Origin of the sequence: Micromonospora arborensis (assembly GCF_003205615.1) — a bacterium.
Taxonomy (GTDB): Bacteria; Actinomycetota; Actinomycetes; order Mycobacteriales; family Micromonosporaceae; genus Micromonospora; species Micromonospora arborensis.
On sequence record NZ_PYBV01000018.1, the window covers coordinates 20871 to 42816 of the forward strand.

A 21946-nucleotide genomic window follows, 5' to 3' on the forward strand; every position below is an offset into this window, starting at 1 on the left:
CGGACGCCTCACCCCCGAACGCGCCGCCCCGAAAACACGCCGCTCCCGGAGCGCAGCGTCCCCCGAACGCGGCCGGCGACCTGCCGCCTCCATCCGCCCCATATCTGGGGCAGCTCTACAGCACCGCGGTCCCACCCCATGACCTCCGCGTCGGGTGTCCGCGTTGGTCGTCAGTCGACCTGGTCACTACGTCGCGCCGGCTTCCCGAGCGCGGTCGACCTCAGTCGGCGAGGCGGGCGGGGAAGCCACCGGTGGCGATCGGACCCCAGGCGTCGATCGTGACCCGGATCAGCGACTTGCCCTGGCGCACCATCGCCGCCCGGTAGTCGTCCCAGTCCGGGTGCTCGCCGGCGATACTGCGGAAGTACTCGACCAGCGGATCCAGCGCCTCGGGCAGGTCGAGCACCTCGGCGGTGCCGTCGATCTGCACCCAGGGGCCGTCCCAGTCGTCGCTGAGCACACACGCCGAGACCCGGGGGTCACGGCGGATGTTGGTGACCTTGGCCCGCTCCGGGTAGGTGGAGACGACCAGCCGGCCCTGCCCGTCGATCCCCGCGGAGACCGGGGACGACTGCGGGCGGCCGTCGGCCCGGGTGGTCATCAGCACGACGCGGTGTCGCGGCCGGAGGAAGTCGAGCAGGGCGTCCCGGTCGACCCGGGTGTTCTTTGCGATGCTGCGCGCCATCTCTCGTTCCTACCAGGTGCGGGCGCAGCGGTGCCGGCGGGTCAGCGAGGCCGGGCCGCCGAGCGGTGCACGGCCTGGGTGGGCACCCGGGGGCGGCCGGACGGACGCCAGGCCCGCCCGTTGGCGTAGATCACCCGAAAGCCGAGGTACGAGGCGAGCGGAGCCCAGTGGGCGGAGCCCATCCGCAGCTCGGCGGCATTGTGCCGCTGACCGTTGGCGAGAACGTCGAGCAGGACGGTTTCGAAAGCCGCCGATTCGACCCAGTCGACTTCTCGGGTAAAACCGCAGATCAGAGCTGCTCCGGTGACCTGCAGGAACTCGCGCAACACCGCGTCCGAGGCCCGCAGCACCGAGCAGCTGCCGAAATAGAGTCGCCGCCCCTCGGCGCGGCCGGCCATCAGCTCGGCCACCTCGTTCAGCTCCACCGACTGCCAGTCGGTGAGGCAGAGCCGGCTCGGCTCTCCGTGCATGGCGAAGAAGCCGACCCGGTGGTCGGCGTACTGCTTGAGCAGCCATCGGTCCAGGAAGTAGAACAACTCGTCGCGCGTGGCCGCGTCCTTGTGGATGAAGCGGATCTTGCCCAGTCGCTCCAGCAACTCGAGGGTGGGCAACACGGAGCCCCGCTCGTTGAGGTCGCGATGCCACTGACCCTCGACACAGAAGACGCCACCGCGTGCCACGTGCACCTCCGCCAGTCCGCCGCCCGGGGCTGACGTTACCGCCCGCCACCAGCCCGGAAACATCACCCTCGGTGTAGCGGATTGCGACGTTCGGTGTCCTTGGTCGTGCTTGACCCCACCGGGGCCGATCAGGGGGAATGGCTGTTTCGCAAATCAGCCGAATTCCCAGTCAATACCCAGGTACCACGGTTTGTGAGGACGATTCTCGTTAATCACCTCCAACCGCACTGATCAGTGTCAGAGTGGAAATCACGGGGCTTCTCGGTCGATGTCCTGGAGCCACCCCATTCGCTCTCCTATCGGGAGGACTTCTGTGCGCGTAAACACCTTGAAGCGAGTTGCCGTCGCATTCGCCCTGGCGCTGCCCGGGGCAGCAATCGCCACGGTGGTCGCCGCACCAGCAGCCCACGCGGACGGCTGTTACACCTGGACCCGCAACCTGTACCAGGGACGCTCGGGCGACGACGTCCGCCAGTTGCAGATCCGGGTCGCCGGCTGGGCCGGCTACCGGGACATCGTGGAGAACGACGGCCGCTACGGACCGAAGACCGCCGCCGCGGTCAAGCGGTTCCAGCAGGCGTACGGGCTGCGCGCCGACGGCGTGGCCGGCCCGCAGACCTACGCCAAGCTGTACCAACTCCAGGACAACGACTGCACGCCCGCGCATTTCAGCTTCAACGAGCTGGACAACGGGTGCGGCGGGTCCGGGTACAGCGGTGGCCCGCTCTCGGCGACCCAGACCCGGCAGAACGCGTTGCGCACCATGTGGAAGTTGGAGGCGCTGCGCAAGAACCTCGGTGACAAACCGCTCGACGTGTCCAGCGGGTTCCGCAGCCGCGCCTGCAACAACCAGGTCGGCGGCGCGTCCGACAGCCAGCACCTGTACGGCAACGCGGCCGACGTCACCTCGCGGTCGTCCTCGCTGTGCCAGGTCGCCCGCAGTGCCCGTAACAACGGCTTCAGCGGTATCTACGGGCCGGGCTACCCGGACCACGACGACCACGTGCACGTCGACTCGCGTCGGGAGAACAACAGCGACAGCAGTTCGAACACGACGAGTTGGTCCGCCCCGGACTGCGGGGTCGGCAACTGAGCCGGTCGGTCGGAGCGACGTCGGCCCGACGCGGAGGGGGATCTTCACGTCGGGCCGACGTCACGTCGCCCCGGTCGGGTGGGCGCGGGGGTAGGGCGCTCAGCTCGCCCGGGGCCAGCGCGGCGCGGTGACGGGGGGTGTCACCGGCCGGCCAGCAGCGGTGGGCCGTGCCCCAGGTGGGACGACCCTCGGAGCCTGCTGCCGCGACGGCTCGGTCGCCGTGAACGGGAAGGGCACGTGCACGAACGGGTTGCCGTGCCGGATCACCGCATCGATCTGCCGTTCGTTGAGCCCGTGTGTCTCCAACACCCGTCGGCCCCAGCGGTGCAGGCGGCACGGGTAGGAGGCGCCGTCGTTGCGGCACAGGGGCCCGGTGGGCCACTCCTCGGCGGTGTGCACGACCACCGCCCGGACCGCGAGCCGAACATCCTCCGGGGTCAGCTGTGCCGGCATCGGCACCTCACCCAGTACCTGATCGATGGGATCCGTCGACTGCACACCAACTCGCACGGCAGGCCTCCCGCAGCTCGGCAGCGGTACGGCGGACTCACCGCACCGACATCCTCGGCCAGTGGTACGGCCGACGTCGCCCGATAGTTCAAAGCCGGTACGCGGTAAGCAGATCCTCCGGCGACAGCACGCGCGCAGCCTCCCGTCAGACCAGGCCGGCGTCGTGCACGAGCAGGGCCACCTGGACCCGGTTGTTCAGGTCGAGCCGGGTCAGCAGCCGGGAGACGTACGCCTTCACCGTCGCCACACTCATGAACAACTCGCCCGCGATCTCCGCGTTGGTCTGGCCCCGCCCCAGGGCGACCGCCACCTGCCGCTCCCGCTCACTGAGCCCGCCGAGCAGCCGCAGCGCCCGCTCCCGGCGCGAGTCGGGGCCGACCGGGCCGGGGGCGGCGGCGGTCACGTGGGCGATCAACGTCCGGGTCACCGTCGGGGAGAGCGTCGCCTCACCGGCCGCCACCCGGCGCACGGCGTGCACGATCTCCGCCGGCGGAGTGTCCTTGAGCAGGAAGCCAGCCGCACCGGCGCGTAGTGCCCGCAGCACCTGCTCGTCGGCGTCGAAGGTGGTCAGCACCAGCACCTCCGGCGGGTGCGGTTGGGCACGCAGCACCTCGGTGGCGGTCAGCCCGTCCACCCGTGGCATCCGGATGTCCATCAGCACCACGTCCGGGGCGTACGCGGCGACCGCGGCCGGCACCTCGCTGCCGTCGGTCGCCTCCCCGACCACGGTCAGGTCCGGCAGGCCGCCGAGGATCATCGAGAGCCCGGCCCGGACCAGGGCGTCGTCGTCCACGATCAGCACGCGCACCGACGGCACGGCCGACTCAGGGCCGGCCACCCCGGAAGGGCCCGTCACGTCGGCCACGGCAGCCAGGCGGCCAGCCGGAAGTCGCCCGCGTCGTCCCGCCCGTAGGCGAGGCGGCCACCGGCCAACGTGACCCGCTCGCTGATGCCGACGAGGCCGGTGCCCGCGCCCGGCAGCGCCCCACCGGCCGGTGTACCGACCGGCCACCGGTTACCGATCGCCACGGTCAGCCCGTTTCCCGGCCCGCCGGCCACGTCCACGGTGACCGCCGCGCCGGCCGCGTGTTTGCGGGCGTTGGTCAGCCCTTCCTGCACGATCCGGTACGCCGCCCGACCCAGGGCCGCTGGCGCCTCGCCCGGTGTGACGACGCTGTCGGTCACGTTCACCCGTACCCCGGCCGCCCGCGACTCGGCGATCAGGGCCGGCAGGTCGGCGAGGGTGGGCTGCGGTGGCTCGGGGGCGTCGCCGTCGTCGTCTCTCTCGGCCCGGAGCACCCCGATCACCTCGCGCAGGTCCTGTAGGGCTGCGTGCGCGCTGCCCCGGATCACCCCGGCGGCCCGGGCCACCTCGTCGGCCGGCGCGTCCGGGCGGAACTCCAGAGCACCCGCGTGCAGGCTGAGCAGCGAGATCCGGTGGGCGAGCACGTCGTGCATCTCCCGGGCGATCCGGGTGCGTTCGAGGTGGCGGGCCTGGGTGACCCGCAGTTGCTGCTCCGCCTCGGCCCGCTCGGCCCGCTCCCGCAACGACACGATCAACTGCCGTCGGGCGCGGACGAACATCCCCCAGGCCAGCACGGCGAAGCTGAGCACCACGCCCCACGAGGCGGTGGCCCAGTACGGCCAGGCCGGGTCCGGACGCAGCCAACTGAAGATCAGGTTGGTGACCAGACCCGCGCCGGTCACTGCCACCGCGACGGCGGTCCGCCGGTGCACCACCACGGTGAAATAGAAGATCAGCAACGGGACGGCGGCGGCCAGCGAGAACATCGTCAGCGGAGTGGTCGCCACCACCAGCCCGAGCGGCCACCGCCGACGCAGCCAGAGCAGCCCAGAGCAGACCAGCCCGAGCAGCGCGTCCGCGCCGGCCAGCCAGTCGTGCGGCAACGGGGCCGCCATCTCCGGCCGGGGCGACAGGGCATCCGCGGTGACGAGCAGCACCCAGAGCAGGGAGACCAGGAACGCGATGCTGTCCACGATCCAGTCGCGGGTGGTGCGGCGCGGACGGGTACGCCCACGGTCAGCCGGCACCACCAGCTCCCCTGGCAGCAGCCAAGGGTGCTCCGGGACGGCGAGGCTGGTCACCAGGCCATGCTAGGCAGCCGACGGGCGACAGGACCAGCTACCAAAGTCGAGACCGAACCTCTACCAAGGTCGGCGCGACACCGACCGGCGGCCGAAGCGGATGGCCGGGCAGCGCGGGCAGGCTCGACCACATGATCAGCGTAGAGAACCTCACCAAGCGATACGGGCCACACCCGGCCGTGGACGACGTGTCCTTCCAGTGCGAGCCGGGCACGGTCACCGGCTTCCTCGGCCCCAACGGCGCCGGCAAATCCACCACCATGCGGATGATCTGCGGACTCACCGCACCGAGTGCGGGCCGCGCCACCGTCTCCGGGCGCCCCTACCGGGAGCTGCCCAATCCGGGCCGGGAGGTCGGGGTGCTGCTGGACGCCTCCGCCCAGCACGCCGGGCGGACCGGCCGCGAGGCGTTGACGCTGTCCGCGTACACCATGGGTCTGGACCGGCGCGAGGTCGCCGCGAAGCTCGACCTGGTCGGGTTGAACGCGGTGGCCGCGAAGCGACGGGTACGGGCGTACTCGTTGGGCATGCGCCAGCGGCTCGGGCTGGCACACGCGCTGCTCGGCGATCCCCGGGTGCTGATCCTCGACGAGCCGGCGAACGGTCTGGACCCGGAGGGGATCTTCTGGATGCGCGGCCTGCTGCGTGACTTCGCCGACCGGGGCGGCACGGTGCTGCTCTCCTCCCACCTGCTGCGCGAGGTGGAGGCGGTCGCGGACCGGCTGGTGGTGATCGGGGGCGGCCGGATCGTGGCCCAGGGCGACAAGAACGAGTTGCTGGCCGGCGGCGGCACGGTGGTCCGGGCCCGCGACGATGCGGCGCTGCGCCGGGCACTGGAGAGGGCCGGGTTGAGCCCCGCCGACAGCTCCGAGGGGCTGCTCGTGCAGGCCGACGCCGAGGCGGTCGGGCAGGCCGCCGCCGACGCCGGTGTCGCGCTGGCCGAGCTGCGCCCCGCCAGCGGCGGTGGCCTCGAACAACTCTTCCTCACCCTGACCGCCGGCGAATCCACCAAGGAGTCCGTCCGATGACCACCACCACCGCACCCGCCGACGGCGCCGTCGCGCCACGCCAGCACACCCCGGTACGTCGCCCGTCGCTGCTCCGGCTCACCCTCGTCGAGCTGCGCAAGCTCGTCGACACCCGGGCTGGCCGCTGGCTGCTGATCACCATCGGCCTGGTCACCGCCGTGATCGTCATCCTGCAGTTGATCTACGCGAACGACGCCGACCAGACCTTCGTCAACTTCTTCACTCCCTCGCTGCTCCCGGTCGGGGTGCTGCTGCCGGTGCTCGGCATCCTGTCGATCACCAGCGAGTGGTCCCAGCGGACCGCCCTCACCACGTACGCCCTGGTGCCCCGCCGGGAGCGGGTGGTCGTCGCGAAGCTGAACGCCGTGATGCTGACCGCGGTCGCCTCGGTGCTGACCAGCCTCGTCGTCGCAGCCGCCGGCACGCTGGTGGCGTCCGCCATCGGCGGCGCGGGCACCTGGCAGCTCGACGGGTCGCTGCTGTTGAACGCGGTGATCCTCCAGGTCACCGGCGTGCTGATGGGTGCCGCCTTTGGTCTGCTGCTGCTCAACCCGCCGCTGGCCATCGTCGGCTACCTGCTGCTGCCCACCCTCTGGGGAGTGCTCGGCGAGATGGTCAAACCCCTACGCGGCCCGTCCGAGTGGTTGGACACCAGCAAGACCATGGAACCGCTGTTCAGCAGCGACGCCGTCACCGGCGAACAGTGGGGGCGGATGGTCGTTTCCCTGCTGGTCTGGATGGTCCTTCCGCTCGCCGCGGGCCTCTACCGGACGCTGCGCCGCGAGGTGTCCTGACCATGGACCTCGCAGGTAACCGCCCGCGCACGGTGGTCACCGGCGGTCCCTGGGACCTGGTGGTCATGTGGGGTGGCTTCCCGCTGCTCGGCGCGGGCGTCGGATGGCTCCTCGCGGCGACGACCGGCTGGCTCAGCCGGCTGCCCTGGGTGCCGTTCCGGGACCTGATCGAGTGGGTGGACCGGCTGCCCGAGCCGCAGGCCACCCTCGGCACGGTCGCGGTGGGCGTACTCGCCGGACTGGTCGTCGCCGGTGTCGGCACCGCCGAAAGGCTGATCGTCACCGTCGACGCGGCGCAGGTTCGGCTGCGCCGCTCCGACCAGGGCCGGAGCATCGCACGGGCCGACACCCGGGTGGTCTTCCGCGCCGACGGGCACCTGGTGCTGCTCGACGGTGACGGCGCGGAACTGGCCCGGGAACCGACCGACCTGCCCACCGCCGAACTGGCCGAGGCATTCCGAGGGCACGGCTGGGGGTGGGCCGACGACGACCCGCACCGGTCGGCGTACCGGCTCTGGGTGCCCGACCTGCCCGGGCTGCCCGCTGGCGCGGACGCACTGCTGCGTGCGCGCGAGCGGGCGCTCGGGCGGGATCGCCGCGACGACGCCCGGGAGCTGCGCCGGGAGTTGGGCCTGATCGGGGTGGTGCTGCGCGACGAGGGCAAACGGCAGTACTGGCGGCTGAACGCGCGGGCGGTCACCCCTCGACCGGAGCAGACGACTTCGGCCGAGCGGGAGCCAGACGGGCGGTAGCGTCTGACCCAGGAGACCCTGGGAGCCGCGCGATGACCGAACAGCAGCCGTACCGGGTGGTGTCCCGACACCCCGGCTTCGAGCTGCGCCGGTATCCGGCACACCTGGTGGCCGAGATGCAGATCCAGGCGTCGTTCACCCGGGCGCCGATAGAAGCGTTCCGGCCGCTGGCCGCGTACATCGGGGGTGCCAACCGGGCCCGGCATCCGCTTCCGACGGCCACGCACGCGATGCCGGCGGCCGGCGGCTCGGAGAAGATCGCCATGACCGCGCCGGTGATCCAGGTGGAGGGTGAGTGGCCGGGCGCGTACCTGGTCCAGTTCGTCATGCCGGTCACCTTCACCGCCGCCACCCTGCCCGAGCCGGTCGACGCCCGGGTGCGGATCCGCGAGGTCCCGGCGCAGTTGGCGGCGGCGACGCGCTTCTCCGGGCGGTGGACCGAGCAGGCGTTCGACCAACGGGCCACCCTGCTCGGCCGGTCGGTCACCGCGGCCGGGCTGCAACCCACCGGCGCCATCCGGTACGCGCGCTTCGACCCGCCGTGGAAGCCGTGGTTCCTGCGCCGCAACGAGGTCGTGCTGCCGGTCGTCGAGTGAGCTGACGGTGGGCGGGGGCGCGATCATCCGACCACGCCGACCGAGGACCGGGCGGGACGGTGGCGCAGCGACCGCCACGTCGGCAGCACGCTCGCCAGCGCCGCCAACAGCAGGCACAGCCCCACCACGCCGGTGACCACCGACCACGGAACCACCAGGTCGACGGGGGCGCCGACCTGGTCGGCGAGGCCCGCACGGATGCTGAGCAGGCCGACGAACGCGACAGCCCCACCGAGCAGCGCGCCGATCAGCACCACCAGTGCGGACTCGGCCGTGACGAGCCAGATGACCTGCCGCCGGGTCGCCCCGGCCAACCGGATCAGCCGTAGGTCGGCGGCCCGGCCGGCGGCGGCCAGCAGCAGCGTGTTCGCCACCGCGATGGCCCCGTAACCAGCCGACACAGCGATCAGCAGCAGCGTGAACAGCCAGACGAGACGGTCCTCGGCGGCGTCCGCCTCGGCCGCCCAGGTGGCGACGTCGACGATCCGCGCGCCGGCCGGAGGATCGATCCGGTCCCGGACGTACACCGTGGAGGTCAGCGCCGACGGGTCGTGCGTTCGCACCACGGCCCGGGGTAGGAGGAGGTCGCCGGGGAGCGAGTCGTCGGTGACGACGGCGACGATGCGCAACGACACCGACGTCCCGTCGGCGAAGACCAACGCGTACGGCTGGGACGGCAGCAGGTTCGTCGAGGCGGTGACCACCACCGTGTCGTCCCCACGCAGGTCGTTCAGGGAGCCGGCGACGACGGTGAGCGCCCGGTTCGCGGCGGCGAACCCCGCCGGGTCCACACCGAGCGCGGTCAGCGGCCGGTTCTCCGGCAGTGTTCCGGGATCGGTACGGAAGACGGTGGTCGGCAGGAGGGCGGTGCCACCGGTCGCGGCGACGGCCTGGTCCGACAGACCGGGCGCCCGGTCGGGCACGACGACCCAGCCGGCGTTCACGTTGTCCGCCCGCCCTGCCGCGTACGCGGCGGTGGTGGTCCGCACCATTCCGGACACCAGGACCGCGAAGGCGACCGTGAGCAGCACCGGCGCGGCGATGGACGCCGTCCGCCGGGTCGCGGTCAACGCCCCGCCCCGGACCAGCATTCCGATCGCCCCGCCGCGCCGCCGCACCGGAGAACGCAGCAGCCGCACCATCGGCCTGACCACCGCAGGGGCGAGCACGGTAGCGCCGGCCACCAGCGCCATCACCGCGTACAGGGCGTACTGCCCCGCGATGCGGGCCTCGTCAGCGGTCGCCGTGCCGACGCTGAGAGCGGCTCCCAGGGCGACGAGGAGCGCCCCGGTCACGACGCGCAGCCGCCCGATCGGCCGCTGCTCCACCGCCGCCTCGCGCAACGCCTCCAACGGGCGGACCCGGGCCGCCCGTCGGGACGCCGACCAGACGGCCAGCAACGCGATCACCGGCCCGGCGGCGAGGGCGACCGCGACCGGCCAGGGGGCGTACCGGACCTGGAAGGTCGATGGTTCGAGACCGGCGTCGACGATCGGCCCGCCCAGCGCCGGGGCGAGCACCAGGCCCACCAGCAGGCCGACGAGCCCGCCCACGACACCGACCGTGAGCGCCTCGACGTACACCATGCGGCGGACCTGACGCCCGGTGGCGCCGACGGCGCGCAGCAGGCCCAGCTCACGGCGGCGCTGCGCGATGGTGAACGCGAAGGTGGAGGAGACCACGAAGACCGTGACGAAGCCGGCGAGAGCCGCCGTGGCGGTGAGCACCTGCATGCCGATCCAGCGGGTGCGGGCATCGTTCCGGGGCTCCAGCGCGCCGCGCGCGGCACCGGTCAACACCTGTCCGTCCGCACTGACGACACCGCGAGCCGCCGTGGCGACCTGCTCCGGATCAGCGCCCGGCGTCAGCACCAGGCCGATGGCCCGGACGCCGGGTGCGAGCGCGGCAGCGACCTCGTCCGCGACGTGGACGCCGGGCTCGTCGACCAGACCGGTGACGGTGTACGCCTCCGGGCCCGCCGCGGTCAGCAGGGTGACCGGTTCGCCGGCCCGCAGCCCGAGCGCGCGGTCGACGACCACCTCGCCGGGCTTGCGGGGCGGCTCGCCGGCCGTGAGGCGCAGTCCACCGAGCTGCGCGCTGGACCAGCCGTGCCCCTGCTGGGCGTCCTCCCGCTGGCCATCGGTCGCCGGTGGACGGCCCTCGACGAGCGGCTGGGCGTAGAAGGTCCGGTCCGGCACCGCCGCCGCGACGCCCGGCAGACCCGCCAGCCTGCTGGTGAGTTCCGCCGCCCGGGTGGCGGACCAGGGCCGGGTCGGCATGAACGAGTCGGCCGACGCACCGGCCTCGGGGCTCTGCACCACGACCGCCGCCTGCGCGAGTCGATCCGGCACCTGCGGGCGTCCGGAGGCGAGGAGCAGGGTGGTGGTCGCCACCAGCGCGACCCCGAGGGCGACGGCCACGAACGCGCTGGTGGACCGCCGGATGTTCGACGCGACTGTTCCGCAGCCGTTCCGGATGCTCAGCACGACGGCTCCGCGATGGTCTCCGCGGGCCGGGACGAGCCCACCGGAACCGTCTCCCGCTCGGCGATCCGCGCGGCGACGACCGCCGCGGTGATCCCACCGGTCAGCTCGTCGACGACCCGGCCGTCGGCAAGGAGGAGGATCCGATCGGCGTACGCCGCTGCGGCGGGATCGTGGGTCACCATCACCACGGTCTGCCCGTGGTCGTCGACGAGCGCGCGCAGCAGCCGGAGCACCTGCCGGGAGGCCGCGCTGTCCAGCGCCCCGGTCGGCTCGTCGGCGAAGACCACCGCCGGACGGGTGATCAGTGCTCGGGCCACCGCCACGCGCTGCTGCTCACCGCCGGACAGCTCACTCGGCCGGTGGCCGGCCCGGTCGGCCAGTCCCACGGCGTCGAGCGCGGCGGTGACGTCCCGGGCCGGCGGGCGGCGACCGGCCAGGCGCGACGGCAACTCGACGTTCTGCGCGGCGGTCAGGGAGGACACCAGGTTGAACGCCTGGAACACGAAGCCGATCCGGTCGCGCCGCAGTCGGGTCAGCGCGTCCTCGCCCAGGTCGTTCAGGCGGGTGCCGTCGATCGTGACGATCCCCTCGGTCGGGCTGTCCAGCCCCGCCGCGCAGTGCAGCAGGGTGGACTTCCCCGAGCCCGAAGGGCCCATCACCGCCGTGAACGTGCCGCTCGCGAAGCTTGTCGTCACGCCGTCCAGCGCCGTCACCCGCCGGGTGCCGGTGCCGTACACCGCGCGCAGCCCCGTCAGGGTCACCGTGTGTGTGGTCATGACCGCTACGGTGCCGGTTCCGACGGGTGCGGCGCGTCGTGCCGACGCGGGCACTTTCCGACCCTCCCCTGGGCGGAGACGCGGCCCGGTCCACGACCGGACGTCGTTCCCGAGGATGACGGCCCGCGGGTGGACGCGACCAACCCGGTGGGCCGTTACCGTCTACCGGGTGACCGCTCTATTGCTGTCCCGACGGCTACGGCCGGCGGAGTTGTACATCGTGGACGTTGTGCTGGCCGTGGCAGTCGGCGGGCTGCTCTGCCCGTACGCGGCGCTGGAGTCGCCGCAGCACGGTGGCGTGAGCGAGCCGCTCTGGGTGTCGATCCTCGTCGGGATGCTCATCGGGCTGCCGTTGGCCGTCCGGCGACGCTGGCCGAGCACGGTCGCCGTCGTGATCAGCTCCGTCACCACCGTCGCCCTGGTCACCGGGGTGATTCCCAATTTCGCCGCCGCCGCACCGGCGTTCGCCATCGGTCTGTCCTTCTACACGGTGGCGGCGTCGACGGCCACCCGCCGGTCGGTGCTCTGCGCGGCCGGTTGTCTCGCTCTGGTCAGCGTCGGCTTGGTGCTGACAGCCGGCGACCTGTGGTCGCGTACGGGTGCGGTCGGCTACGCCGCCGTCATGATCACACCAGCGTGGTTGATCGGCTGGTTGATTCGGGAGCGACGCGCCCTCGACGCCCGGCAGAGTGAGCACCTGGTCCGTCAGGCCGCCACCGAGGAGCGGTTGCGGGTGGCCCGGGAGTTGCACGACGTGGTCGCGCACACGCTGAGCCTCATCGTGGTGAAGGCGGCCGTCGCCAACCACGTCGCCGAGGCCGACCCACGCGAGGCGGGCGCCGCCCTGCGGGTGATCGAGGAGACCGGCCGCACCGCGCTCACCGACGTCCGCCGGGTGCTCGGCGTACTGCGCGAAGGCACCCCGTACGCGCCGACACCCGGACTGGACGAGCTGCCCGTGCTCGCCAGACAGGCGGCGATCGGCGGCGTCGACGTTCAGCTCGACGTTCGACGGGAGGAACCGGCGGCCGTGGTGCCCGAGTCGGTGAGCCTCGCCGTGTACCGGATCGTGCAGGAGGCGGTGACCAACGTGGTGAAGCACGCGGCGCCGGCCGCCTGCCGGGCAACGGTGACCGTCACCCCCGACGAGGTGCGGGTGGAGGTGACCGACGACGGCCGGCGTCCGGTCCTGACCGGTGGGGAGGGGCACGGCCTGACCGGTATGCGGGAACGGGTGGCCCTGCACGGCGGGGAGTTCACCGCCGGCTCTCGCTCCGGCGGAGGCTTCGCCGTGACGGCCCGCCTGCCCTACCGGGTCGCCGCATGATCCGCGTGTTGATCGCCGACGACCAGGCGCTGCTGCGCGGCAGCTTCCGCCTGTTGGTCGACCTGACCCCGGATTTCACCACCGTCGCCGAGGCGGGCACCGGCGCGGAGGCGGTCGCGTTGACCGGGCAGCACCGGCCGGATGTGGTGCTGATGGACGTACGGATGCCGGAGATGGACGGCATCGAGGCGACCCGACGGATCTGCGCCGACCCGGCGACAGCCGGCACCCGGGTCATCATCCTGACCACCTTCGACCTGGACGAGTACGTCTACGGGGCGCTGCGCGCCGGGGCCAGTGGGTTCCTGCTCAAGGACACCCCACCGGCGGACCTGCTGGCCGGGATCCGGGTGGTCGCCGCCGGTGAGGGGCTGCTCGCGCCCACGGTGACCCGCCGGCTGATCGACGAGTTCGCCCGGCGGCCCGAACCGGCCCGGCCGTTGCCACGGCGACTGGACGGGGTGACCGAGCGGGAACGGGAGGTGCTCGCGCTGATCGCCCGGGGTCTGTCCAACTCGGAGTTGGCCGCGCATCTCAGTCTCAGTCTGGCCACGGTCAAGACGCACGTCGGGCGGTTGTTGACCAAGCTGGCGGTACGCGATCGGGCGCAGTTGGTCATCGTCGCCTACGAAACGGGGCTGGTCGGTCCCGGCGGGTCGGGGTCGACCGACCTAGGCTGAGCGGATCGGCCGCACCCGAGGAGGAGCCATGACCCGGTACGCCGCCCTGCTGCGCGGGGTCAACGTCGGCAGCACCCGGCTGGCGATGGCCGACCTGCGCCGGATTGTCACCGATCTCGGGCACGAGGACGTCAAGACGTATCTGCAGAGCGGCAACGTGGCCTTCGGCAGCAGTGTGCGCGACGCCGAGAAGCTGGCCGCCGGGATCGAGCGGGCGCTCGCCGACGAGCTGGCGTTGACCGTGCCGGTGTTGGTGCGCAGCGGCCGGGAGTTGGCGGCGGTGGCCGGCGGCAACCCGTACGCCGATCGGGAGGACGACCCGACGAGGTTGCTGGTGGCTTTCCTCGCGACCCCTCCGAAGAAGGCCGCCGTGGACGCCCTCACCGTGCCCGGCAGCGAGAACGTGTCGTTCACGGTGACCGGCCGGGAGGTCTTCCTGCACTTCGTCGACGGCGGTTACGGGCGGTCGAAGTTCACCAACGCGTACCTGGAGAAGAAGCTCGCCGTGGTGTCCACCACCCGCAACTGGAAGTCGGTGCGGGCCCTGGCGGAGATGACCGCCAACTGACCCCGGTGGGGGTCGCGGCCCTGCGACCCCCACCGGCGCTGCTCAGAAGTGGTACGCGGTCTCGTACTCGGGCACCAGAACCCGGCTGCGCGGCGAGATCCGCCGCACCGCCGCGATCATGTCGTCCAGCCGGACACGGTCGGCCGGGGCGACGACCGGCGGGTTCTGCAACCCGGTCTCGAAGTTGTCGTAGTGCACCGGCACCACGACCTTCGGGTAGTCGAGGCCGGCCAGCAGCCGGGGCAGGTAGTCGCCGGTGGTCGTGGCGCTCTGCACGGCCACCATCGCCACGTCCGGTGCCAGGCCGGTGAGGTTGCGCTCGGCGACGTCGCTGGCCCCGGTGAAGTAGACCGACGGGCCGCCGTCGACGCGCAGCAGGTAGCCCAGAGTGTCGCCCTCCGGCAGGTCGCCGATGGTCGCCGGCTGCGCCGGCTGACTCACCCGCACCCCGGGGAACGCCACCGCGTACCCCGCGTTGCGGCTGTGCAACGAGCTGACCACCTCGACGCTGTGGTCGCCGAAGTCGAGCACCTCGCCACCCTTGACGGCGCTGAGCTGCGCCGCCGGCACACCGTAGGCCAACCCGAGGTGGTACGCGGTGAGCGTGCCGAACACCCGCGCGCCGGTGCGGCCGGCGATGTAGGGCACGTCCATGAAGTGGTCCCAGTGGGTGTGCGTGACCAGCACCGTGGTGGCGCGGTCGACGCGCGGATCGATCACGTCGGTGCGCACGGTCAGCGGGGTGGCCGTGTTGAACGCGCCGGTGAACAGCCCGGTGTCGATCCGGCTGAGGAACGGGTCGACGAGGACGGTCCGGTCGCCGATGTCGACGCGCCAGCCGGCCGTACCCCACCAGCGGAAGCTGACCGCGCCCTTACGACGGGCGGTTGGCGTTGGTGCGGCGGCCGACGGCGCGGCCTGGGCCGGGGTGGCGGTTCCGGCGACGAGACCGCCGGCGGAGACCAGGGCGGTGGTGGCGGCGGCGTCACGTAGGAAGCGACGGCGGTCGAGGTTGGGCATGCGGATCTGCTCCCCGTGGTCGGGTGATCGGTCGTCACGAGCCAATCAGCGCCACCGGGCCCCGGTCCAAGATCAAAGGCGGCCGACTCCGATATGCCGCCGCATATCGGGCCTGCTCAGGGTCGGTGCGGAAAGGCTCGGGCGGCCCGGAAATCAGTTGCCGCGCAGCGCCTCGACAGCCGTGCGGGCCGCCTGTCCCATCGCCAGGTCCACGTCGATCCGGCGTGGGGTCAGCTCGTCGGCGCGGGCGAAGACGGCGATGGCGTACCGGCCGCCGTCGGGGTACTCGGCGACCCCGGCCTCCAGGTGCAACCCGGGCAGGGTGCCGGTCTTTCCGGAGACCCGGACACCGGGTGGGAACCCGGCGGCCAGCCGGGTCCAGAAGATCTGCCGGGCCATCCAGGTGCGGACCATCGCGCAGGCCGCCGCCGGCCCGGCCTCGTCCCGCCAGATCAGCGTGAGCAGCCGGGTGATCTCCCGGGCGGTGCTGGACGTGGTCTGCGCGGGATCGAAGACCCGCATCGCGCGGACCCGCTCCGCCGGCAGCGTGGGGAAGATCCGGGCGAACTCCGCCTCGGTCCGTGCCCCCACGTCGGCGAGCATCAGCTCGACCAACTCCCGAGGGCCGCCGAGGACGCGGGTACGGGTCAGCCCCAGCTCGGCGGCGAGCATCGGCAGCAGGTCCGGGCCGACCCGGCGCAGCAGCAGGTCGGCGGCCGTGTTGTCGCTGACCGACATGGCGAAGTACGCGAGGTCGCGCAGCGACACCTCGGCGTCGTCGGTGCAGCCGGCCAGACCCCATCCGCCGAGCCGGTCGGCGGCGGTGACCAGGACCCGCTCGGTCGGGTCCAGTTGACCGGCCTCGACCTGCCGGGCGAACTCCAGCACCAGCAGGATCTTGAAGATCGAGGCGATCACCACCTGCTCGTCGGCCCGTACCCCGACCTCCCGAGCACCGCCGACCGGGCCGTCAAGGGTCAGGTCGACGGCGTCCAGGTCGACGACGTGCATGCTGGCCGTCACCCCGGCGGCGGCGAAGATGGTCTCGATGCGCTCCCCCACGTCCACCTCAGCACGGTATCCAGCGGCGTCGTGCCGGCGCTGGCGTAGGGTCCGCCCGTGGATCTGCTCCGACACCTGCGGCACTTCGTGGTGGTCGCACACGAGTTGCACTTCGGGCGGGCCGCGGAGCTGCTCGGGATGGCCCAGCCGCCACTGAGCCAGTCGATCCAACGACTGGAACGGGAGCTCACGGTCGAGTTGTTCGACCGGTCCCGCCGCCAGGTACGCCTCACCACGGCCGGTGAGCTGCTGCTCGGCGAGGCGGAGGAGTTGCTCGCCGGTGAGGGCCGGCTCCGCAACCTGATGGGGCAGATCCGCGCGGGTGAGCTCGGCGTACTCCGGGCCGGGGTGCCACCGGAGACGCCTGCGGTGACGCTGCGCGCGTTGCTGGACGGGCTCACCACCCGGGCACCCGGCCTGGACGTGGAGTTGCACGAGCTGACCACCGCCGAGCAGGTGCGGATGCTCGCCGAGCGGACCCTGGACGTGGGTTTGGTGCATCATCCCGTGACGGCGGACGGACTGCGCTTCGGCGCTCCGGTCGACGTACCCCTGGGGGTGCTGCTGCCGCGCACCTCGCCGCTGGCCCGCGGTCGTGCGGTGCCGCTCGCGTCGCTGGCCGGCCTGGATCTGGTGGCCGCGCCCCGGGCCACCGCGCCCGGCTGGCACGACCACCTGCTGGTGGTGTGCCGACAGCACGGTTGGCGCCCGGGCCGGGTGCGTCCGGCCCGCAACCCGGAGTTCCTCTTCGGGCTGGTGCTGGCCGGAGGCGGAGTGGCCGTGGAGCCGGCGACGGTGGCGCGACGGGAACCCCGCATCGCCTGGCGGCCGATCGCCGACGCACCGCTGACCAGGCGCACCTCGGCGGCCTGGCCGGACCGGTCGGCGCACCCGGCGGCGTCGATGTTCGGGCAGCTCGCCGCCGAGGTGCTGGCCGCCGCCGAGCCCGCGCCGTCCGCGGCGCCCGAGACGTCGGTGCCGGCGGCCCGGCCCTGGCCGGTGCTGTTCGACACGACCGGGTGAACGGGTCGAACGTTGCGCTCGTCACCCAGGTTTGGGCGGTGCATCACCCGCAGGCTCGGGTATGGATGACAGGCAACGAAGACGACGCGAAGGAGCCGCAATGGCCAGCATGATTCCGGACATCAGCCTGAACGACGGCACCACCATCCCGCAGCTCGGCTTCGGGGTGTTCCAGATCGAGCCGAAGGACACCGTCGCGGCGGTGACCACGGCTTTCGAGGCGGGCTACCGGCACATCGACACCGCCCAGATGTACGGCAACGAGGCCGAGGTCGGCGAAGCGGTACGCGTCTCCGGCCTGGACCGGGGCGCGGTCTACGTGACCAGCAAGCTGAACAACGCCTTCCACCGCCCCGACGACGCCCGCAAGGCGTTCGACTCGACGCTCGCGGCGCTGAAGATGGACTACATCGACCTGTTCCTGATCCACTGGCCGCTGCCGACCCTGTACGACGGTGACTACGTCTCGACCTGGAAGGTGCTGGAGGAGTTGCAGCGCGACGGCCGCGCCCGCTCGATCGGCGTGTCGAACTTCCAGGTGTCGCACCTGCAGCGGCTGGCCGCCGAGGCGAGCGTCGTGCCGTCGGTGAACCAGATCGAGGCGCACCCGTACTTCGGCAACGACGAGGTCCGCGCCTACGGCCGCGAGCACAACATCCTCACCGAGGCGTGGTCGCCCATCGCGCAGGGCAAGGTGCTGGGCGACCCGACGGTGGTCGACCTCGCCGAGCAGCTCGACCGGACCCCGGCGCAGGTGGTGCTCCGCTGGCACGTGCAGCGCGGCGACATCATCTTCCCGAAGTCGACCACCCCGAGGCGGATCGAGGAGAACACTCGGATCTTCGACTTCGAGCTGGACGACGCGGCGATGGAGCGGATCACCGAGCTGGACAAGGGCGAGGCCGGGCGGCAGGGCCCCGACCCGGATACCTTCGCCTACCTGCCGGCGTAACGCGACGGCCGGCGGTGACGCTCAGTGAACGGGGGCCCGTCCCGGGCCCCCGTTTCGCGTGAGAGGACCATCCCCCGGCAATGTCGCTCCGCCGTACCACCCTGGTTTTCCTGTCGTTGCTCCTGCTCGCGCCAGCGGCCTGCACACCGAGCCAGGCCGCCGAGGCCCCCCGCTGGTCCGCGCCGGCGGTTTCGGCCTCGCCGACCCCGCCGAAGCCACGCCCGGCGCCGACCTCCACCACCGACGTCCGCAACCGGGTCACCGGGGCGATGCTGAACCTGAGTGCGGAGATCCACCCGGAGACGGCGCAGTACACCGACGAGAACACCACGGCGTGGAAGCTGATCTCGTTGTGCAGGTCCAGCCTGCCGTCGGACGTCAAGCGCACCGCCTACCGGGAGCGAATCTGGGACGGCGAGAGCGTGTGGATCCGGCAGTACGTGGTCGGCTACCTGAAGGTGCCCGGCCGCAAGCTCGCCGACGAGCTGCGGTCCGTCCTCGCGACGTGCAAGCAGTACGAGGTGCCCGACGACGGGCGCACCTCGACCATCCTGCGGCCGTCGCCCCCGCCAGTGCCGAACGGCCCGGACGTGATCACCTTCTGCGAGCGGCTGAGTGGGAAGTCGATCCTGCACCAGTGCACGCTCGTCCTGGTGCGTGGCAACTTCGTCATGGAGGTGGACACCTCGATGACCAACGGCGACCTCGCGGCCGGCACCGCGCTGATCGCGAAGATCGCCCCGCTCGCGGTGGCCGCCCTGGAGAAGGTCGCCTGAGCGTCGCCGGGGCGGGAGCGGAACATTTCGCTCCACCGGCGGTCCGACCACGGCGACGGGCTGGTCGGCTGCCGGTCAGGACCCGACGCGCTCGGCGATCCGGCGGAACGCCGCCTGGGTCGGTGAGCCGGGTTCGGGGACGTAGACGATCATCCGCTGGTCGGTCTCCGGCACCAGCAGCACACGGCACTCGAACTCCAACGGCCCCAGGTCGGGGTGCGGCACCCGCTTCACGACGGGGCGCCGTTCCCCGACCTCGTGCTCGGCCCAGAGCCGCGCGAATCGGGGCGAGGTGCCGAGCAGCTCGGTGACCAGTTCCCGGATCGCCGGGTCGGTCGGGTAGCGGCCGTAGGCGGCCCGCAGGTCCGCCACTGTGCTGCGCACGAATCGGAGTACCTCGGCGTCGTCCCAGTGGCCGCTGGTCGCCGGCTGCCGAAACGTCCAACGGATCATGTTGCGGTCCGCGTCCGGCACGGCCCCGAGATCCCCCACGAAGTACGTGGCCAGGTGGTTCCAGGCCAACACGTGGTACGCGGCGTCGACGAGGTACGCCGGAGTTTCGGTCATCGCGTCGAGCAGGTGCCGCAGGCCGGGGTTCACCTCCCGACTCGGCCCGCCGGCCAGTGGCGGATTCTCCCCGGCGATCCGGAACAGGTACTCGCGCTCGTCCCGGCTCAGCAGCAGCGCCCGCGCCATCGCGGCGAGCACCTGCCGGGACGGGTGCGGCCCACGGCCCTGCTCCAGCCGGATGTAGTAGTCGATCGACATTCCGGCGAGCTGGGCGACCTCCTGTCGGCGCAGGCCGGGGGTGCGCCGGCGTACCCCCTCCGGGAGCCCGACCTCGGCGGGCCGCAACCGGGCGCGGCGGGTACGCAGGAACGCCGCCAGTTCGTCACGCCGCAGGCCGCTGCTCGTCATGCCCCCAGCATGCCTCGGCCCGGGTCCGCGAGGGTGGTACCGCTGGTCCCAGCTTCGGCCCGGCTCTCCTCAGACGACATCCACCGCGACAGGCTCGACGGTATGACGAACACGACCGCCCTGATCACCGGGGCCAACAAGGGAATCGGCTTCGCCACCGCCCGACAGCTCGGCGGGCTCGGAATGACCGTGCTGGTCGGCGCGCGGGACGCCGATCGGGGCCGGGCAGCGGAACAAAAGTTGCGCGACGGCGGCGCGGACGCCCGGTTCGTGCCGCTGGACGTGACCGACGCCGAGTCGGTGGCTGCCGCCGCGAAGCTGGTGGAGTCGGAGTACGGCCGGCTGGACGTGCTGGTCAACAACGCCGGCATCATCCTCGCCGACGGCACGCGGGCGCTGCCCAGCGAGACGACCGTGGCGACACTGCGCCGGGTGTTCGAGACGAACGTGTTCGGGGTGGCGACGGTGACCAACGCGCTGCTGCCGCTGCTGCTCCGGGCACCGGCGGCCCGGATCGTCAACGTCTCCAGCGAGGTCGGCTCGATCGCGGTGATGACCGACCCGGACGGCGCGTTGTTCGAGCTGACCTCCGTGCCGTATCCGTCGTCGAAGACGGCGCTGAACATGCTCACCGCGATGTACGCGAAGGAGTTGCGGGACACCCCGATCAAGGTGAACGCGGCGAACCCCGGCTACTGCGCCACCGACCTCAACAGCCACAACGGCTTCCGCACCGCCGAGCAGGGTGCCGAAGTCAGCGTGCACCTGGCGACGCTGCCGGCCGACGGGCCGAGCGGGTTGCTCTGGGGCTTCCAGATGGACGCCGGCGGCGGGTACGGCGTGCTGCCCTGGTGACCTGCCAGCAGCCGCCCCGTCGACCTCAACCCTGGGTCGGCGGGGCGGTCAGGTCGAGCTGCCAGTCGTTGGCACGCATCATCTGCCCCGGCGGGTACTCGAAACCGGTCTCACCGAGCAGCGTGAAGCCGGCCTTGCGGCAGACCGCGTTCGAGGCGGCGTTGTCGACCGAAGGGTAGGCGTGGGCGTGGCGGTGGGTCCGCCGCGCGCGGGCCACGTCGACGACCGCGCGCACCGCGGCGGTGGCCAGCCCCTGCCCCCGGTACGCGGGCAGCACCGCCCAGCCCATCTCGTACACCGGTTGCTCGCGCCACTCGCGGGCCCAGTAGCCGACGCTGCCCGCCCGTGCGCCGTCCGGCAGCACCAGCGTGAACATGCAGCCCTGCCCGGTGTCGGCGAAGTGCACGTACCGGTCGTGCCGGGCAACCACCTGCGCGTCGGTCTCCGGACCGCCGGTGTGCTTGCGCGTGTCCGGTGAGTTGAGCTCCCGCAGCAGGTCGAGGTCGTCCTCGTGCCACGGTTCGATGCGTACCTGAGCCATTCCACTCCCCTGTTCGTCGGCCCCAGTCAAGCCGACCCCACCGACATCGCGCTCCCGAAACGCCGCCCGCTAGATCGGATCTAGCGGACGCCGGCCGCCACCTCGCGCCTGCAGGATGAGAGGGGGTGGCGATGACACCGTTACGGATCGCCGTGATCATCGGCAGCACCCGGGAGGGGCGGGCCGGCGATCGGGTCGCCCGCTGGTTCGTCGACCAGGCCACGCCGCACGACGACCTGGCCGTGACGGTCGTTGACCTGAGCGAGTACGACTTTCCGGCCAGTTACCCCGCCGAGCCGACCGCGTCCATCCGGGCGTTCGTCCGCGAGGTGGGTCGGGCGGAGGCGTTCGTCGTGGTCACCCCGGAGTACAACCACAGCTTCCCGGCACCCTTGAAACAGGCCATCGACTATGGGTACGACGAGTGGCAGGCCAAACCGGTCGGCTTCGTGTCGTACGGCTGCCGGTCCACCGGCCGGCACGCGGTCGACCAACTGCGCACGGTCTTCACCGCGCTGCACGCGATGACGGTGCGCGACGTCGTCGGGATCGACCTGCTCGCCGGAGAGCCGACACCGCAGTGCACCGACGAGCTGCGCCGCGACGCCGCCGTCCTGCTCGACCAGCTCCGCTGGTGGGGTCTGGCCCTACGCGACGGCCGGGTGGCCCGGCCCTACGTCTCCTGACCCGTCGTCATCTGCACACATCGCCTTCTGCA

At 72.3% G+C, this 21946-nt stretch carries 24 protein-coding genes; 13 read left to right on the forward strand and 11 right to left on the reverse strand.

Annotation, left to right across the window (positions count from 1 at the left end):
* Nucleotides 1-220 precede the first annotated feature (220 nt).
* Nucleotides 221-685: a PPOX class F420-dependent oxidoreductase gene (locus C7C45_RS15320; RefSeq protein ID WP_110564345.1), complete on the reverse strand. Its 465-nt coding sequence runs from the start codon at nucleotides 683-685 to the stop codon at nucleotides 221-223.
* A gap of 41 nt (nucleotides 686-726) precedes the next feature.
* Nucleotides 727-1365: a DUF6642 family protein gene (locus tag C7C45_RS15325; protein WP_110564444.1), complete on the reverse strand. Its 639-nt coding sequence runs from the start codon at nucleotides 1363-1365 to the stop codon at nucleotides 727-729.
* 313 nt (nucleotides 1366-1678) lie between these two features.
* Between C7C45_RS15325 and C7C45_RS15330 the strand changes: the two genes are divergently transcribed.
* Nucleotides 1679-2458, forward strand: a complete 780-nt coding sequence (locus C7C45_RS15330) for a D-Ala-D-Ala carboxypeptidase family metallohydrolase (protein WP_110564346.1) — start codon at nucleotides 1679-1681, stop codon at nucleotides 2456-2458.
* Between the two features lie 99 nt (nucleotides 2459-2557).
* Here C7C45_RS15330 and C7C45_RS15335 read toward each other — a convergent pair whose 3' ends face one another.
* The 3 genes from C7C45_RS15335 to C7C45_RS15345 form a co-directional block, all read right to left on the reverse strand.
* Complete coding sequence (locus C7C45_RS15335) at nucleotides 2558-2911, reverse strand: hypothetical protein (protein ID WP_244200395.1); 354 nt, start codon at nucleotides 2909-2911, stop codon at nucleotides 2558-2560.
* Nucleotides 2912-3113: 202 nt separating this feature from the next.
* Nucleotides 3114-3842, reverse strand: a complete 729-nt coding sequence (locus C7C45_RS15340; RefSeq protein ID WP_110564445.1) for a response regulator transcription factor — start codon at nucleotides 3840-3842, stop codon at nucleotides 3114-3116.
* Nucleotides 3821-5074, reverse strand: a complete 1254-nt coding sequence (locus C7C45_RS15345; protein ID WP_110564348.1) for a sensor histidine kinase — start codon at nucleotides 5072-5074, stop codon at nucleotides 3821-3823. The genes C7C45_RS15340 and C7C45_RS15345 overlap by 22 nt, the downstream gene beginning before the upstream one ends.
* Before the next feature lie 131 nt (nucleotides 5075-5205).
* Here C7C45_RS15345 and C7C45_RS15350 point away from each other — a divergent pair, with 131 nt between their 5' ends.
* From C7C45_RS15350 to C7C45_RS15365, 4 genes are read left to right on the forward strand one after another with little or no spacing between them, the layout of a single operon-like run.
* Nucleotides 5206-6102: an ABC transporter ATP-binding protein gene (locus tag C7C45_RS15350; RefSeq protein WP_110564349.1), complete on the forward strand. Its 897-nt coding sequence runs from the start codon at nucleotides 5206-5208 to the stop codon at nucleotides 6100-6102.
* Complete coding sequence (locus C7C45_RS15355; protein ID WP_110564350.1) at nucleotides 6099-6896, forward strand: ABC-2 transporter permease; 798 nt, start codon at nucleotides 6099-6101, stop codon at nucleotides 6894-6896. The genes C7C45_RS15350 and C7C45_RS15355 overlap by 4 nt, the downstream gene beginning before the upstream one ends.
* 2 nt (nucleotides 6897-6898) lie before the next feature.
* A complete protein-coding gene (locus C7C45_RS15360) occupies nucleotides 6899-7648 on the forward strand; it encodes a YqeB family protein (RefSeq protein ID WP_110564351.1) in 750 nt (249 codons plus the stop codon).
* Between the two features lie 32 nt (nucleotides 7649-7680).
* Nucleotides 7681-8244: an SOUL family heme-binding protein gene (locus tag C7C45_RS15365; RefSeq protein WP_110564352.1), complete on the forward strand. Its 564-nt coding sequence runs from the start codon at nucleotides 7681-7683 to the stop codon at nucleotides 8242-8244.
* A 23-nt stretch (nucleotides 8245-8267) separates the two neighbouring features.
* On the opposite strand, the gene C7C45_RS15370 is transcribed toward C7C45_RS15365, so the two are convergent.
* Together C7C45_RS15370 and C7C45_RS15375 are read right to left on the reverse strand one after the other, a co-directional pair.
* A complete protein-coding gene (locus C7C45_RS15370; protein WP_244200396.1) occupies nucleotides 8268-10730 on the reverse strand; it encodes an ABC transporter permease in 2463 nt (820 codons plus the stop codon).
* The gene (locus C7C45_RS15375; protein ID WP_110564353.1) at nucleotides 10724-11506 is read right to left on the reverse strand and encodes an ABC transporter ATP-binding protein; all 783 of its coding nucleotides are present in this window, start codon (nucleotides 11504-11506) and stop codon (nucleotides 10724-10726) included. The genes C7C45_RS15370 and C7C45_RS15375 overlap by 7 nt, the downstream gene beginning before the upstream one ends.
* A 169-nt stretch (nucleotides 11507-11675) precedes the next feature.
* Between C7C45_RS15375 and C7C45_RS15380 the strand changes: the two genes are divergently transcribed.
* Genes C7C45_RS15380 through C7C45_RS15390 form a run of 3 tightly spaced genes read left to right on the forward strand, consistent with a single transcriptional unit; the run spans nucleotide 11676 to nucleotide 14081 of the window.
* Nucleotides 11676-12833, forward strand: a complete 1158-nt coding sequence (locus C7C45_RS15380) for a sensor histidine kinase (protein ID WP_244200397.1) — start codon at nucleotides 11676-11678, stop codon at nucleotides 12831-12833.
* Nucleotides 12830-13513 (forward strand): response regulator, encoded by a 684-nt coding sequence (locus C7C45_RS15385; RefSeq protein WP_110564355.1) that lies wholly within the window; start codon nucleotides 12830-12832, stop codon nucleotides 13511-13513. Before C7C45_RS15380 ends, C7C45_RS15385 begins: the two co-directional genes overlap by 4 nt.
* A 28-nt stretch (nucleotides 13514-13541) precedes the next feature.
* On the forward strand, nucleotides 13542-14081 hold the full coding sequence (locus tag C7C45_RS15390; protein WP_110564356.1) for a DUF1697 domain-containing protein: 540 nt from the start codon (nucleotides 13542-13544) through the stop codon (nucleotides 14079-14081).
* A gap of 42 nt (nucleotides 14082-14123) precedes the next feature.
* On the opposite strand, the gene C7C45_RS15395 is transcribed toward C7C45_RS15390, so the two are convergent.
* Nucleotides 14124-15101 carry an MBL fold metallo-hydrolase gene (locus C7C45_RS15395; protein WP_110564357.1) on the reverse strand — a complete coding sequence of 326 codons (978 nt, stop codon included), beginning with the start codon at nucleotides 15099-15101 and terminating at the stop codon, nucleotides 14124-14126.
* 153 nt (nucleotides 15102-15254) lie between these two features.
* The gene (locus C7C45_RS15400; protein WP_110564358.1) at nucleotides 15255-16169 is read right to left on the reverse strand and encodes a serine hydrolase; all 915 of its coding nucleotides are present in this window, start codon (nucleotides 16167-16169) and stop codon (nucleotides 15255-15257) included.
* A gap of 51 nt (nucleotides 16170-16220) precedes the next feature.
* Here C7C45_RS15400 and C7C45_RS15405 point away from each other — a divergent pair, with 51 nt between their 5' ends.
* The 3 genes from C7C45_RS15405 (at nucleotide 16221) to C7C45_RS15415 (ending at nucleotide 18914) form a co-directional block, all read left to right on the forward strand.
* Nucleotides 16221-17186, forward strand: a complete 966-nt coding sequence (locus tag C7C45_RS15405) for a LysR family transcriptional regulator (protein WP_110564359.1) — start codon at nucleotides 16221-16223, stop codon at nucleotides 17184-17186.
* A gap of 100 nt (nucleotides 17187-17286) precedes the next feature.
* Entirely contained in the window at nucleotides 17287-18138 is an 852-nt protein-coding gene (locus tag C7C45_RS15410; protein WP_110564360.1) for an aldo/keto reductase, read from the forward strand.
* 80 nt (nucleotides 18139-18218) lie between these two features.
* Entirely contained in the window at nucleotides 18219-18914 is a 696-nt protein-coding gene (locus C7C45_RS15415) for a hypothetical protein (protein ID WP_110564361.1), read from the forward strand.
* A 75-nt stretch (nucleotides 18915-18989) separates the two neighbouring features.
* Here C7C45_RS15415 and C7C45_RS15420 read toward each other — a convergent pair whose 3' ends face one another.
* The gene (locus tag C7C45_RS15420) at nucleotides 18990-19832 is read right to left on the reverse strand and encodes a helix-turn-helix transcriptional regulator (protein ID WP_110564362.1); all 843 of its coding nucleotides are present in this window, start codon (nucleotides 19830-19832) and stop codon (nucleotides 18990-18992) included.
* A gap of 102 nt (nucleotides 19833-19934) precedes the next feature.
* Between C7C45_RS15420 and C7C45_RS15425 the strand changes: the two genes are divergently transcribed.
* Nucleotides 19935-20687, forward strand: coding sequence for an SDR family oxidoreductase (locus C7C45_RS15425; RefSeq protein WP_110564363.1), 753 nt, complete (start codon nucleotides 19935-19937; stop codon nucleotides 20685-20687).
* Between the two features lie 25 nt (nucleotides 20688-20712).
* Here the strand turns inward: C7C45_RS15425 and C7C45_RS15430 are convergent, their stop codons facing one another.
* On the reverse strand, nucleotides 20713-21228 hold the full coding sequence (locus C7C45_RS15430) for a GNAT family N-acetyltransferase (RefSeq protein WP_110564364.1): 516 nt from the start codon (nucleotides 21226-21228) through the stop codon (nucleotides 20713-20715).
* Between the two features lie 131 nt (nucleotides 21229-21359).
* Between C7C45_RS15430 and C7C45_RS15435 the strand changes: the two genes are divergently transcribed.
* Nucleotides 21360-21914 (forward strand): NADPH-dependent FMN reductase, encoded by a 555-nt coding sequence (locus tag C7C45_RS15435; RefSeq protein ID WP_110564365.1) that lies wholly within the window; start codon nucleotides 21360-21362, stop codon nucleotides 21912-21914.
* The last annotated feature ends 32 nt before the right edge of the window (nucleotides 21915-21946 follow it).